This window comes from Streptococcus sp. oral taxon 431 (genome assembly GCF_023110115.1).
Lineage (GTDB): Bacteria > Bacillota > Bacilli > Lactobacillales > Streptococcaceae > Streptococcus.
Window position 1 is genome coordinate 378,357 of record NZ_JALDVP010000001.1, and the last position, 13,308, is coordinate 391,664.

The window sequence follows — 13,308 nt, forward strand, 5'->3', positions numbered from 1 at the left end:
ACTGTGCGGGGGCAAAACTACGAAATCAAACTCTTCGAGTTACTGATTTCTGTTTTGCTCCCTATTTCAATTCAAATTTTAATTCTGTAGTTGGACGAACCAAACCACGTTCATGAAGGGTCTCTGCAATTTGAACTGAGTTCCAAGCAGCACCCTTGAGAAGGTTATCAGAAACCACCCACATGTGGATCCCTTTTTCAGCATCCAAGTCTTTACGGATACGTCCGACAAAGGTATCGCGAGAACCAACCGCATTGATAGCTTGAGGATAGATTTGATGAGCCACATCGTCTTCAAGAACTGCACCTGGAAAGGCAGCAATCGCAGCTTTGACTTCATCGATTGGAGCCACTTCTTTTGTTTCAATGTAAACAGACTCAGAATGAGCTGACAAGACAGGAATACGCACACATGTTGCTGAAACGGCAATGCTATCGTCTTCCATGATTTTCTTAGTTTCCTTTGTCATCTTCATTTCTTCATAAGTATAGTCATTATCAGTGAAGACGTCAATTTGAGGAAGGGCATTAAAAGCAATTGGATAGTGTTTCTTATCGCCACCTGATGGCAAGATTTCCGCATGCAAATCACGTGGATTTACACCATCATTCAATACTTCACGAAGCTCACGTTGAGTTTCAAGAATGGCTCCCATACCAGCACCGGAAACTGCTTGATAGGTTGAAACGATAATACGATCTAAGCCCCATTTTTGACGAATTGGTTCAAGAGCAACCATCATTTGAATAGTTGAACAGTTAGGACATGCAATAATCCCGTTATGAGCATCAAGAGCATGGGCGTTTACTTCAGGAACGACCAATGGCACATCTGGATTTTGACGGAAATAAGAAGTGTTATCTACTACTACTGCCCCTGCTTTAACAGCATAAGGTGCGTATTTTGCAGAAGTTGAACCACCAGCTGAGAAAAGAGCAATATCAACTCCTTCAAAAGCTTCTTCTGTTGTATCTTCAATAGTCACATCTTGGCCCTTGAATTGCAAGACCTTTCCTGCAGAACGTGCAGACGCAAGGTAGCGAATCTTATCGATTGGAAGATTTGATTCTTCCAACATTTTAATCATTTGAGCACCAACGGCACCTGTAGCACCGACAACAGCAACTGTATATCCCATAACAAACCTCTTTTGGAATTTTCTAAAAATTTCTATAATAGAAACATTATACTACTTTTTAGAAAAATTGAAAAGTCTTTACCTTATCTATTTTCTGAAATTGACAAGAAAAAAGGTCGCTAACATTAGCGAACCTTTTTCTAAAAATTTACAAATTAATATCTTTGTTTATACGGTTTATTAAATGCAGATAAAACATCTGACGGAGTGTCTGAATAAGATTTGATTTCTTTTAAATCTCCCTTTACGATAATCCGTTCGGTTGCATCATAGTCCACACAAGTGACCAAGGTAATTTCATTGATACCTTCACGATCATCAATTTCATCAACTCGATCTGGGGTTACGTGTTTCACATCCCGAATTTCGTAGGTATAAACTTTATCCTTATCAGTCAGATAAATTTTCATTCCTTCTTTGGCATTAACCAAAGGAGAAAATAGCATTTGGCTAGCATTCTCAGCTGTAAAGATATGGTGACTAGCTAGAGAATAATTTCCTTCACCCATTTTTTGATTTGGTTTCATGGTTCCTGCTCCGTAGAACAAGTTTACATTGTCCAAACCTTTAAAGATTGGTAAGTTGATTTCTACTTCAGGAACTGCAATTCCACCTATAACAGGTAACTGTTGTGCATCCCATTGGGATGATAAAACCGCCTCCGAAGAAATAGCCTTCACGGAATTAAAATCAAAATTTCCTTCTGCACCATTGTTCTCTTCTAGCTTCTCTTTTGAGACTTGACTAACTTGATACTTGTTAGTATTCCAAACCATAAAGATATTACGAATCTTTGAGTTAAAAATCAAGGCTAGAGACAAAAGGATTAGAAAGCCAGCTAAAATATTAATCAGCAGATTCTTACGTTTATTTTTTTTACTCTTAGTTCTTTTTTGAGACATTATTCTTCACTTTCTGTTTCGTTGTCTGCCCCAACTTCTTCTTTCTCAGCTGCCGCAACTGTTGTAAAGGTTACAATCTTAGCGTTCTCATCTAAACGCATAACCTTAACTCCCATGGTTGAACGTCCAGTTTGAGAAATATTGGCAACATTTGTACGAATCATGACACCAGTATCTGTGATAACCATCAAATCTTCGTCACCTTTTACTGTTAGAAGACCAGCAAGATGACCATTCTTATCTGTAATATTGGCGGTCTTCATACCTTTACCAGCACGACCTTTAGTTGGATATTCAGTGGCAACTGTACGCTTACCGTATCCTTTTTCGGTGATAATGAGGACCTCATCTTGGTCAGTGATTACTCTAGCTCCAACTACAGAATCGCCTTCACGAAGATTTACTCCTTTAACACCAGTTGCACTACGACTCATGCTACGAACGGATGACTGGTTGAAACGAACTGCATAACCCAATTTAGTACCGATAATGATATCAGTATCTTCTTGAGTAAGAAGAACATTAATCAATTCGTCCTCATCTTTCAAATTCAAGGCTTTTAGACCATTTTGACGAATGTTGGCAAATTCTTTAACGCTAGTTCTCTTAACAATACCTGCTCGAGTCGTAAAGAAGATGTATGCATCATCACTACGTTCTGATTCGACATTAATGATAGTTTGGATGCTTTCTCCCTCATCCAGTTTCAAGAGGTTAACTACAGGCAATCCCTTGGCTGTACGACCGTATTCTGGGATTTCATAACCTTTCAAACGATAGACACGGCCTTTGTTGGTAAAGAAGAGCAAGTGATCATGGGTACTAGTAGAAACCAACTCACGGACAAAGTCATCATCCTTGACTCCTGTTCCCTGTACGCCACGTCCACCACGTTTTTGGGCAGTAAACTCGTCTTGGTCCAAACGTTTGATATAACCTTTATTTGATAGAGTAATCAAAACATCTGTCTCTTCAATCAAATCTTCATCTTCGAGGGTCAAGACTTCACCGACCATCAACTCTGTACGACGTTTATCAGCAAATTTGCGCTTCACTTCATCAAGTTCTTCTTTAATAATTTGCGCAACACGTTCTGGTTTTGCAAGAATATCTGCTAAGTCGGCAATCAAAGCAATCAACTCATCATATTCAGATTGAATCTTATCACGCTCCAAGCCAGTCAAACGACGGAGACGCATGTCTAGGATTGCTTGGCTTTGACGTTCAGATAGCTTGAACTTGCTCATCAATTCCGCTTGAGCTTCTTGGTCAGTTTCGCTGGCACGGATGATACGAATGACTTCATCAATATGATCCAGAGCAATTAGCAAACCTTCCAAGATATGCGCGCGTGCCTCAGCTTTTTCTTTATCAAATTGAGTGCGACGAGTCACAACTTCTTTTTGGTGCTCAATGTATGCATCTAAGATTTGGCGAAGCGATAAAATCTTTGGAACACCATTTTGGATCGCAAGCATGTTAAAACCAAAGCTAGTCTGCATCTGAGTCATCTTGAATAAGTTGTTCAAAATAACATTAGCTGATGCGTCGCGTCTAACTTCAATAACAAAGCGAACACCTTCACGGTTAGATTCATCACGAACAGCTGTAATTCCATCGATACGTTTTTCCTGAACTAAGCGCACAATATGCTCATGAACTTTTGTCTTATTAACCATATACGGGAATTCAGTAACAACGATACGTTCGCGACCTGTTTTAGTTTCTTCAATTTCCGTACGAGAACGAAGAACAATAGATCCCTTACCAGTCTCATACGCCTTGTGAATACCTGATTTACCCATAACTAGGGCACCAGTTGGGAAGTCTGGACCAGGCAAAACTTCCATCAAATCTTTGGTTGTAACTTCAGGATTATCCATGACGAGTTTAACAGCATCAATAGTTTCACCCAAATTATGAGGTGGGATATTGGTCGCCATACCAACGGCAATACCTGTGGCACCATTGACCAAAAGATTTGGGAAACGAGCTGGTAAAACAACAGGTTCTCGCTCGTTGGCATCATAGTTATCAACAAAATCAACGGTATTTTTATTGATATCGCGAAGCATTTCAAGAGCAATCTTGCTCATACGTGCTTCGGTATAACGTTGCGCGGCAGCACCATCACCGTCCATAGAACCAAAGTTACCGTGTCCATCTACAAGCATGTAACGGTAGCTCCACCACTGAGCCATACGAACCATAGCTTCATAGATAGATGAGTCCCCGTGTGGGTGGTATTTACCCATTACGTCCCCTGTAATACGGGCAGATTTCTTATGAGGTTTATCAGGCGTAACTCCTAATTCGTTCATTCCGTACAAAATACGACGATGAACAGGTTTCAACCCATCACGAACATCAGGAAGAGCACGCGATACGATTACACTCATGGCGTAGTCGATAAAGCTAGTCTTCATCTCCTTGGTCAGATTGACATTCACTAAATTTTTATCTTGCATTAACAAATGCCTCATTTCACTATTAGTAACTAGATATATTATACCATAGTTTGGACTATTTTACAGTTTAACAACACGTGTAAAACGTTTACATATTTATCCCGAAGGTATATCCGTGACAAAGCTTAGCAAAAGTGATAGAATGAAATCAAATGGGGTTCCCCCTGAATAAAATAAAGGAGATGTTTAGACAAATGACAGCAACTAAACAACACAAAAAAGTTATCCTCGTCGGTGACGGTGCCGTAGGTTCATCTTACGCTTTTGCCCTCGTAACACAAGGAATTGCACAAGAACTTGGTATCATTGAAATTCCTCAATTGTTTGAAAAAGCAGTTGGTGATGCTGAAGACCTTAGCCACGCGCTAGCTTTTACTTCACCTAAAAAAATCTATGCAGCTAAGTACGAAGACTGTGCGGATGCAGACCTTGTAGTTATCACTGCTGGTGCTCCACAAAAACCAGGTGAAACTCGTCTTGATCTTGTTGGTAAAAACCTTGCTATCAACAAATCAATCGTTGAACAAGTTGTTGCATCTGGATTTGACGGTATCTTCCTTGTTGCTGCTAACCCAGTTGACATTTTAACTTACTCAACTTGGAAATTCTCAGGATTCCCTAAAGAACGTGTTATCGGTTCAGGTACTTCACTTGACTCAGCTCGTTTCCGTCAAGCACTTGCTGAAACTATCGGTGTTGATGCTCGTTCAGTTCACGCCTACATCATGGGTGAGCACGGTGACTCAGAATTTGCCGTTTGGTCACACGCTAACGTTGCCGGTGTTAAATTGGAACAATGGTTACAAGCTAACCGTGACTTGAATGAAGCAGATCTTGTTGAACTCTTCATCTCAGTTCGTGACGCTGCTTACTCAATCATCAACAAAAAAGGTGCTACTTACTACGGTATCGCGGTTGCCCTAGCTCGTATTACAAAAGCTATCCTTGATGATGAAAATGCGGTTCTTCCACTTTCAGTCTTCCAAGAAGGACAATACGGAGTTGAAAACGTCTTTATCGGTCAACCAGCTATCGTTGGTGCGCATGGTATCGTTCGCCCAGTTAACATCCCATTGAACGACGCTGAAACTCAAAAAATGCAACTTTCTGCTCGTGAATTGCAAGAAATTATTGACGAAGCATGGAAAAACCCAGAATTCCAAGCTGCTTCTAAAAACTAATTCAATTAAATTTTTAAAAAAAGAAATGTCTAGACAAAACAGTCTAGACATTTTTTTATAACGTTAATCCATTTGTGCAAACGCCGCTTCTGCATCTGCATTACTAATTGCACCTATTTGGATTTTGGCAATTTTACCATTTGAATCAATTAGAAATTCTGTTGGAATGCTTCGAATCTGATAGGCTTGGAAGGTTGTCGCCTTGGTGTCATATAGGACAGGTATATCCTTATAGCCCTGCTCCTCAAACCATTTTGGAAATTGGTCTATGGTTTTTTCACCTTGAAGGCCTGGTGCAATAACAGATAATATTTCAAAATCACGATCTTCTTTTGCAGCAAGTTCCATTAGTTCTGGCATACTTTTTTTACATGGTCCGCACCAAGAAGCCCAGAATTTTAGATAAACTTTTTTACCTTTAAAATCAGATAGTTTGACTTCTTTTCCATCCATCGATTGGAGCGTAAAATCAGGTGCTTCTGCTCCTACAGCTATTTGCTTAACCGTTGCTTGTTGCTGTGCTTGAGTCGTTTGATTTTCTTGACTTGATTTTCCCTCTTCCTTGCCACAAGCAATCAAAAGAAAGATAGATAAGAAACTAAGTCCAAAATAGATTGTTTTTTTCATAGATTACTCCTTTTTATCCTAATATTCCGGATAAGACATTTAACTGTCCCAACATTAATAAAATTCCCATGAAAATAATTAGCAAACCACCAATTCTTTTCAGTAAGAGTAGGTGAGATTTAATTCTACTAAAATAAGGCATGATGAGACCTGATGCCAAAGCCAACACTAAAAATGGAAGCGCCATTCCAAGTGTATAAATTAGGGTTAATAAGGCCCCTTGAAGAGCTCCATTTCCTCCTGAAGCAGCTAATGCTAAAACTGAACTTAAAACTGGACCAATACATGGAGTCCAACCAAAGCTGAAGCTGATACCTAATAGAAAGGCTGATAGATATTTACTAGACTGTTTTTGATCAAATGTTACTGTTTTTTGGAACTCTAATTTTCGTAAATGAAGGATTTCCATCTGATGTAAGCCTAGTATGATAATAATACCACCCATAACATAACGAAACCAATCAGCATAGAGTAAATTGCCGAGAAATCCTGCTCCAAACCCTAGAATAAAGAAAATCAGAGAGATACCTGCGATAAAACAGAATGTCCGAATTAATCCTGACCAGGCAACATCTTTACCTAAAAACCGAAATGTCTTTGACTGCTCTTGATCATCTAACAAAACACCTGCATAGACTGGTAACAAGGGAAATATGCAGGGTGAGAAAAACGATAAAACCCCAGCTAAAAATACAGAGATAAAAAATATAATACTTTCCAATTAAGAACCTTCTTTCATATAGTCATCTTTTATTTTACTATAAAAGAAAACGTTTGTAAGATATCTGCTACGCAAATTTGATTTCAACTTTAACGAATAAAAAAAGGAGCTTAGCTCCCTTTTTATTAATAAGTTCCTTCTTCACCTTGACTTGTCAAGATTACAGGTCCATCCTTGGTAATAACAAACTGGTGTTCATACTGACATGATAGACCACCGTCTATAGTTTTGTGCGCCCAGCCTGTTTTCATGTCTGTATCGATTTCCCAATCACCTGTATTGATCATAGGTTCGATTGTCAAAACCATACCTTCACGAAGACGAAGACCACGACCAGCTACACCATAGTTAGGAACCATTGGTTCTTCATGCATGGTTGGTCCAACACCGTGTCCTACAAGATCACGGACAACACCGTAACCACGACTTTCAGCATATTCTTGAATCGCTGCACCAATATCACCAATTCGGTTACCAACAACAGCTTTTTCAATACCGATGTACATAGCTTCCTTGGTCACGTCCATCAAGTTTTTAACTTCTTCTGATGGTTTACCAACTGCGTATGCCCAACAAGAATCAGCCAAGCCACCCGTAAAGTTTTGAGTATATTTTTTCATCTGCTCAACGTTGTTAAAATTGAGTTTAGAAACATTGAGGTCAGACTTCGCGATTGGCCCACCAAGAACCATATCAACCTTGAGCAAATCGCCTTCTTTCAAAATATAGTGGCGTGGAAAAGCGTGTGCTACTTCGTCATTGAGCGAACAGCAGGTTGCATATGGATAGTCCATCATTGCCCCATCAACACCAATCTGTAGTGGAAGGAAATTCTCTTCTTTACAACGACGGCGAACATACTCTTCTACTTCCCACATATCAACACCTGGCTTGATGATATCACGCAAGCCAATGTGAATGCTTGCAAGAAAATCACCGGCCTTATCCATAGCTTCGATTTCTCTAGCTGATTTTAATGTAATCATGTTTACTCCTAGATTCTAATTAATTTTTACAGTAACATTTGCTTTTGATACAATTTGATGATTGAGATAGATGTCATAATCAATAATAGCCGATCGTCTCGTATGATGAATTATTCTAGCTTGAATCCGTAGAATATCATCAATTTGAACAGCCTGTAAGAAGTAAATCAACATCTGTTCAATAATGAGGTTACGCCCGCTATTAACGACCAAGTCTTGCGTCATATGAGTCAAGATTTCTGAAAGAACACCATTAGCCAGAACACCATTTTTTTCTAACATAAAGGGTTCGACTGTTATAACAACTTCATCATGATGATAAGACAACTTCTGTCCAATCTGTTCTGAAAAGGTTGGTAAAGTTGAGACCTGAGAACGACTCATTTTTTCCATGACATCACGTCTAGTAATGACACCAAGTAAGGTTTGATTGCTCCGTACAACAGGTACCATTTCAAAATCTTCAGCAATCATTCTCTGGCTCACGTTAGCAATATTTGTGGCTAAACCGGTCATGTAGACAGTTCTTGTCATGACCTTATCAATGGTAGTCCCTGGTGATTTATCTCCAGCATCACGCATGGTCACGACACCCACAACAACCTTATGCTGATTGATAACAGGGAAGCGACTACTTCTATTCTTACGAACTAAATCTAAATAATCTTTTACAGTATCCGTTTCTTGTAAAAAACCATATTCATGACAAGTGCGATAGATTTTTTCAACCGTTAAAATATCTGTCTTTATTTGTACATTTGACAAAGCTCGGTTAATCATGGTTGCAATGGTAAATGTATCATGTTTACTGCGTAACACTGGGATATTTTTCTTATTAGCAGCATCCAAAACATCTTTATGAACTTCAAATCCACCTGTTACCAAGACAGCATTTTCATTTTCAAGTGCCAATAATTGGATTCGTGTTCTGTCACCGACAATAAGTAGACCGCCATCATGAAGATAAGAAAGAATATTCTTTTCTGTCATGGCTCCAATGGAGAATTTACTAAATTCTCTCTCCAAACCAGCTTGGCCAGCTAAAACTTCTGAACCAGTGACTTCTGCAATTTCTGCAAAGGTTAATCTCTCAATGGCAACTTTTTTGGACTTGACACGGACAGTTCCACTTCGAGGACGTGTTTCAACCAATCCTCTATTTTCAGCTTCTTTGATAGCACGATAAGCTGTACCATCACTCACTCCCAGCCTATTTGAAATACTTCGAACACTGACCCGTTTTCCGACTGGTAATTCTTCTAAATAAGCTAAAATTTCTTGGTGTTTACTCATTTAGCTCTCCTTTTGTATAGCGAAATTCTAGATAATCCCGCATCTTACGAGTATAGCGGTCACTACCCTTGAAACGACGATATAAAACGAAGCCTGATTTTTGTGCAACCTTTTGACTGGCACTATTTTCTAAATGCGTCACAATAGAAAGTTGTTTTAATTCAAACTGATTCATAGACAAATCGCGTAATTTGGTAACTGCTTCCGTCATATATCCCTGAGACCAATAGTCTTTCCTTAAAAAATAGCCAATTTCTGCTTCTTTACGGATTTCATCCAGCTTTTCAAACTTGATGGCTCCAATCATCTTCTGTTCTTTCTTATCACAAATCGCCCAAATTCCCAAAGGTGATTTCATAAAGTAGTTAGCAAGAGCATATTGACTTTCCTCAATGCTGGCTTGCGTAGGAAAAATAAATTGGAGATTTTCAGGGTCTGATGCTAGAGCATGAAAGTCATCTACATCCGTAAAAAAGAATGGACGGAAATACAAACGTTCCGTCTCATAGAAAGAATACATTGCTAATTTTGTCCAGATATTCATTGTGTTCCTCAAAATGGCTAATCTTCGATTAGCTCAATATCTGCTCCAAGGTTACGTAATTTTTCAATAATATTTGAGTAGCCTCTTAAAATGAACTCTACACTAGTAATTTCTGTTCTACCTTCAGCCATTAATCCGGCAATAATCAAGGCAGCTCCTGCACGTAAGTCAGTCGCTCTTACACTTGCACCGTGTAAAGGATTGCCACCCTTGTAGAAAATATGGTCATTCGTTGTAGAAATATCTGCATTCATTTTGGCTAATTCGAAGACATGGTTCACACGTTTTTCATAAATGGTATCAATCAGTGTTCCTCGTCCTTCTGCTTTCAACAAAAGAGGAGTAATCGGTTGTTGAAGGTCTGTAGCAAATCCTGGATATGGAGCTGTTTTGATATTTACAGCCTTAAGATTTGTTTGTTCTTCAACGTAGATACTGTCTTCAGAAACCGTCATATGAACACCCATTTCTTCAAGTTTTGCAATAAAACCTTCTAAGTGTTCATAAAGTACATTGTTAATACGAATTCCTTGTCCCACAGCAGCAGCCATTGCAATATAGGTCCCTGCTTCAATACGGTCAGGAATTACTTGATGGCGTGTGCCGTGTAGAGATTCAACACCATCGATAGTAATCATATCTGTACCTGCACCACGAATATGAGCTCCCATATTATTTAACAAAGTAGCTACATCAATGATTTCAGGCTCTCTAGCCGCGTTTTCAATGACTGTACGTCCTTGAGCTTTAACCGCTGCAAGCATTGTGTTAATAGTTGCTCCGACACTAACAGTATCCATATAAATATGAGCGCCTTGTAATCTAGAGCCGTTTGTTGAGAGATTCATATTGTCTCCCTCATAGGTTGTCTTAGCACCCATAGCTTCGAAGGCTTTTAAATGCAAGTCAATCGGACGAGGTCCCAAGTCACATCCACCAGGTAAACCTACTGTTGCTTCACCGAAACGTCCAAGAAGACTACCGTAGAAATAATAGGATGCACGAAGACTGTTGATTTTACCATATGGCATTGGTTTGTTTTGAACACCACGAGGATCAATCTCTAAAACATCATCATAGCGTTTTACACTAGCACCCATAATTTCCATGATATCAACCAAACTAGCAACATCAGAGATGTCTGGAACACAGTCCAAAATAACTACATCATCTGACAAAATAATAGCTGGAATCAGAGCTACCACACTATTTTTCGCTCCGCTAATGGTTATCTCACCCTTTAATGGGCGTCCACCGTTAATGACAATTTTTTTCATTATTTTTTATATACTCTTTCACTATTTATTCATAAGGTCTCACCCTATATTATACCATATTTCTTTCTTATTATCTATCATAATAAATCAAATAAGTTCCTTAAGATTTTATTGATTCAGAATAGTTTTTGAAGTAAACTTAAAAAATAACTGATACTAATATTGTACAAGAAAAAAAGCTTTCCAAAAATCTTGGAAAGCCTTATTTAATGTTTATTTTGCGATTGGGTAAACAGAAACTTGTTTCTTATCGCGACCTTTACGTTCGAAACGTACTACGCCTTCAACTTTAGCGAACAAAGTATCGTCTCCACCACGTCCAACGTTTACACCTGGATAGATGTGTGTACCACGTTGACGGTAAAGGATTGATCCACCAGTTACAGTTTGTCCGTCAGCTGCTTTAGCTCCAAGACGTTTAGCTTGTGAATCGCGTCCATTTGATGTAGAACCTCCACCTTTTTTGTGGGCGAAAAGTTGCAAGTTGTTAAGAGTCATTTTTAACATAATGTTTTCCTCCGTGTTAGTTTTCTGTGATAACTCTGGTTTGGACGAACTCAGAAGAGTTCTCCGATAAGTTTGCCATACCTAAGAAAAATGATTCAAAGAATAATTGTGTCATTTCTCTCTGGTGAGAAGGAAGATCTTTTGGAATTTCAACCATCAGATAGCCACCTTCATCTTCGTTTAATTCTAAGATTGGTTCATAGCCTGCAAATTTCTCAATGGAATTGATAAAGTTAATGGCAAGCGTAGAAACCGATGCACACACGACATCTAGGCCGTATTCGCCACTCTCGGCATGTCCAGTAATCTCCGCACTCCTCAGCTCGCCATCTTCGGCTCTCTCAAAGACTGCTTGTATCATGTGTTCTCCTTAAAATTAAGCGTTGATTGCGTTGATGACAACTTTAGTGTATGGTTGACGGTGACCTTGTTTGCGGTGGCTACCTTTTTTAGGTTTGTACTTGTAAGTAACAACTTTCTTTTGTTTTCCTTGTTTTTCAACAGTTCCAACTACAGTAGCTCCAGCAACAAGTGGAGTTCCGACAACAGTGTTTTCACCACCAACAAGAACAACTTCGTTAAAAGTAACTTCTTGACCAGCTTCAACGTTCAATTTTTCAACGTAAACTGCTTGACCAACTTCAACTTTAACTTGTTTTCCGCCAGTTTTGATAATTGCGTATGTGCTCATTATGCACCTCCTATGATTTTTTGGGGTTTCCCCTAATTTTTGTGAAGACTCGCCTAGCATCGTGGGACGAACCACTTAAACTTGATGAATCAAGCAACGATGTTCGTGCGGTTGCACAGGACTGTGCATAGTCAACTCTACAAGTATAGCATGATTCCAAATTTTTGACAAGTATTTTCACTCAAAATTCAGCCTTTTATTAGACTTTTTTCGCAAAGAAGATAAAACCATACTTAGATAAAAAATACTCATCATGATAGGGACACCTAAAATTGTTTTTTCGTTAAAGATAATCGTTAAGTAAGCTGAAAATACTACTCCTAGAATGAAACTAACAAGTAGGCTCACAAAAATCAATCCTTCCATCAAAAAGGCTGTATGCTTGGTCCGGACATATTCGCCAAAAGCTAACATGGTGCGTTTGATATTTCCCGTCATAAAGGCATTATTATAAGCAATTCCAGAAACCTCTCCAAAAGCTGTTGTGACGAGACCCATACAAAAAGCTAGAGGAGGAATAATAAACATGTTATCAACACTCGATGGAATAAAGCCGATTATCAATGATAAAATAGCTAATGGAACAAGTGATAGAATGGGTTTTTTAATAATGCGAAGTTTTTCTTTGTAAATCGTAAGCAAAAAAACGCCTAACATGAAAGATAAAAGTGTCAATATCTTTATTTCAGCATCAGCCAAATTTCTCTGAACGATTCCGACTGATAGAAATACCACATTCCCAGTTTGCCCAGCGACTAAGGTATTCCCTCTTACAATAAATGTATAGGCATCGACATAGCCTGCACAAAAAGTCAAAAAAAGCGCCAATCTTTTTGAATGACGAGAAATTTTTCTCATAGGTAATAATCTCATACTAAACTCCTAAACTTACTGTAACTATTGTACCATTTTTTCTAGAAATTTCGAAGTATCAAAGCAAAAGAATTATCTTAACTTAACTAGTTGACTCTTT

The 13,308-nt window shown here is 38.7% G+C and carries 14 protein-coding genes and 1 other annotated feature; of the genes, 1 reads left to right on the forward strand and 13 read right to left on the reverse strand.

Going from position 1 to position 13,308, the window contains the following annotated elements:
- Nucleotides 1–61: 61 nt before the first annotated feature.
- The 3 genes from M1F91_RS01965 to gyrA all read right to left on the reverse strand — a co-directional run bounded on the left by M1F91_RS01965 (nt 62) and on the right by gyrA (nt 4,508).
- On the reverse strand, nt 62–1,138 hold the full coding sequence (locus M1F91_RS01965; RefSeq protein ID WP_247912412.1) for an aspartate-semialdehyde dehydrogenase: 1,077 nt from the start codon (nt 1,136–1,138) through the stop codon (nt 62–64).
- Between the two features lie 155 nt (nt 1,139–1,293).
- A complete protein-coding gene (locus M1F91_RS01970) occupies nt 1,294–2,040 on the reverse strand; it encodes a class A sortase (protein ID WP_247912413.1) in 747 nt (248 codons plus the stop codon).
- Entirely contained in the window at nt 2,040–4,508 is a 2,469-nt protein-coding gene (gene gyrA / locus M1F91_RS01975; RefSeq protein WP_247912414.1) for a DNA gyrase subunit A, read from the reverse strand. Before gyrA ends, M1F91_RS01970 begins: the two co-directional genes overlap by 1 nt.
- Before the next feature lie 194 nt (nt 4,509–4,702).
- On the opposite strand from gyrA, the gene M1F91_RS01980 reads away from it, so the two are divergent.
- Nucleotides 4,703–5,689, forward strand: coding sequence for an L-lactate dehydrogenase (locus tag M1F91_RS01980; RefSeq protein ID WP_004253416.1), 987 nt, complete (start codon nt 4,703–4,705; stop codon nt 5,687–5,689).
- A 63-nt stretch (nt 5,690–5,752) separates the two neighbouring features.
- Here M1F91_RS01980 and sdbB read toward each other — a convergent pair whose 3' ends face one another.
- The 10 genes from sdbB to M1F91_RS02030 form a co-directional block, all read right to left on the reverse strand.
- On the reverse strand, nt 5,753–6,316 hold the full coding sequence (gene sdbB / locus M1F91_RS01985; protein ID WP_247912415.1) for a TlpA disulfide reductase family protein: 564 nt from the start codon (nt 6,314–6,316) through the stop codon (nt 5,753–5,755).
- 13 nt (nt 6,317–6,329) lie between these two features.
- Nucleotides 6,330–7,037 carry a cytochrome c biogenesis CcdA family protein gene (gene ccdA2 / locus M1F91_RS01990; RefSeq protein WP_247912416.1) on the reverse strand — a complete coding sequence of 236 codons (708 nt, stop codon included), beginning with the start codon at nt 7,035–7,037 and terminating at the stop codon, nt 6,330–6,332.
- Nucleotides 7,038–7,162: 125 nt separating this feature from the next.
- Nucleotides 7,163–8,023 carry a methionyl aminopeptidase gene (locus tag M1F91_RS01995; protein ID WP_247912417.1) on the reverse strand — a complete coding sequence of 287 codons (861 nt, stop codon included), beginning with the start codon at nt 8,021–8,023 and terminating at the stop codon, nt 7,163–7,165.
- Between the two features lie 15 nt (nt 8,024–8,038).
- Nucleotides 8,039–9,316, reverse strand: coding sequence for a CBS-HotDog domain-containing transcription factor SpxR (spxR, locus tag M1F91_RS02000; RefSeq protein WP_247912418.1), 1,278 nt, complete (start codon nt 9,314–9,316; stop codon nt 8,039–8,041).
- Nucleotides 9,309–9,860, reverse strand: coding sequence for a GNAT family N-acetyltransferase (locus M1F91_RS02005; protein WP_247912419.1), 552 nt, complete (start codon nt 9,858–9,860; stop codon nt 9,309–9,311). Before M1F91_RS02005 ends, spxR begins: the two co-directional genes overlap by 8 nt.
- A gap of 17 nt (nt 9,861–9,877) precedes the next feature.
- On the reverse strand, nt 9,878–11,137 hold the full coding sequence (locus tag M1F91_RS02010; protein WP_247912420.1) for a UDP-N-acetylglucosamine 1-carboxyvinyltransferase: 1,260 nt from the start codon (nt 11,135–11,137) through the stop codon (nt 9,878–9,880).
- A gap of 213 nt (nt 11,138–11,350) precedes the next feature.
- A complete protein-coding gene (gene rpmA, locus M1F91_RS02015) occupies nt 11,351–11,644 on the reverse strand; it encodes a 50S ribosomal protein L27 (protein ID WP_000916509.1) in 294 nt (97 codons plus the stop codon).
- A gap of 16 nt (nt 11,645–11,660) precedes the next feature.
- Entirely contained in the window at nt 11,661–12,005 is a 345-nt protein-coding gene (locus M1F91_RS02020) for a ribosomal-processing cysteine protease Prp (protein ID WP_000613699.1), read from the reverse strand.
- 15 nt (nt 12,006–12,020) lie between these two features.
- The gene (rplU, locus tag M1F91_RS02025; RefSeq protein WP_000109141.1) at nt 12,021–12,335 is read right to left on the reverse strand and encodes a 50S ribosomal protein L21; all 315 of its coding nucleotides are present in this window, start codon (nt 12,333–12,335) and stop codon (nt 12,021–12,023) included.
- A 35-nt stretch (nt 12,336–12,370) separates the two neighbouring features.
- Nucleotides 12,371–12,458, reverse strand: a sequence feature (ribosomal protein L21 leader region).
- 54 nt (nt 12,459–12,512) lie between these two features.
- Entirely contained in the window at nt 12,513–13,208 is a 696-nt protein-coding gene (locus tag M1F91_RS02030; protein ID WP_247912421.1) for a YoaK family protein, read from the reverse strand.
- Nucleotides 13,209–13,308 lie beyond the last annotated feature (100 nt).

Coding starts and splice junctions, on each gene's coding strand:
- M1F91_RS01965 (WP_247912412.1), bottom strand. CDS start 1,138: ATGGGATATACAGTTGCTGTTGTCGGTGCTACAGGTGCCGTTGGTGCT.
- M1F91_RS01970 (WP_247912413.1), bottom strand. CDS start 2,040: ATGTCTCAAAAAAGAACTAAGAGTAAAAAAAATAAACGTAAGAATCTG.
- gyrA (WP_247912414.1), bottom strand. CDS start 4,508: ATGCAAGATAAAAATTTAGTGAATGTCAATCTGACCAAGGAGATGAAG.
- M1F91_RS01980 (WP_004253416.1), top strand. CDS start 4,703: ATGACAGCAACTAAACAACACAAAAAAGTTATCCTCGTCGGTGACGGT.
- sdbB (WP_247912415.1), bottom strand. CDS start 6,316: ATGAAAAAAACAATCTATTTTGGACTTAGTTTCTTATCTATCTTTCTT.
- M1F91_RS01995 (WP_247912417.1), bottom strand. CDS start 8,023: ATGATTACATTAAAATCAGCTAGAGAAATCGAAGCTATGGATAAGGCC.
- spxR (WP_247912418.1), bottom strand. CDS start 9,316: ATGAGTAAACACCAAGAAATTTTAGCTTATTTAGAAGAATTACCAGTC.
- M1F91_RS02005 (WP_247912419.1), bottom strand. CDS start 9,860: ATGAATATCTGGACAAAATTAGCAATGTATTCTTTCTATGAGACGGAA.
- M1F91_RS02010 (WP_247912420.1), bottom strand. CDS start 11,137: ATGAAAAAAATTGTCATTAACGGTGGACGCCCATTAAAGGGTGAGATA.
- rpmA (WP_000916509.1), bottom strand. CDS start 11,644: ATGTTAAAAATGACTCTTAACAACTTGCAACTTTTCGCCCACAAAAAA.
- M1F91_RS02020 (WP_000613699.1), bottom strand. CDS start 12,005: ATGATACAAGCAGTCTTTGAGAGAGCCGAAGATGGCGAGCTGAGGAGT.
- rplU (WP_000109141.1), bottom strand. CDS start 12,335: ATGAGCACATACGCAATTATCAAAACTGGCGGAAAACAAGTTAAAGTT.
- M1F91_RS02030 (WP_247912421.1), bottom strand. CDS start 13,208: ATGAGATTATTACCTATGAGAAAAATTTCTCGTCATTCAAAAAGATTG.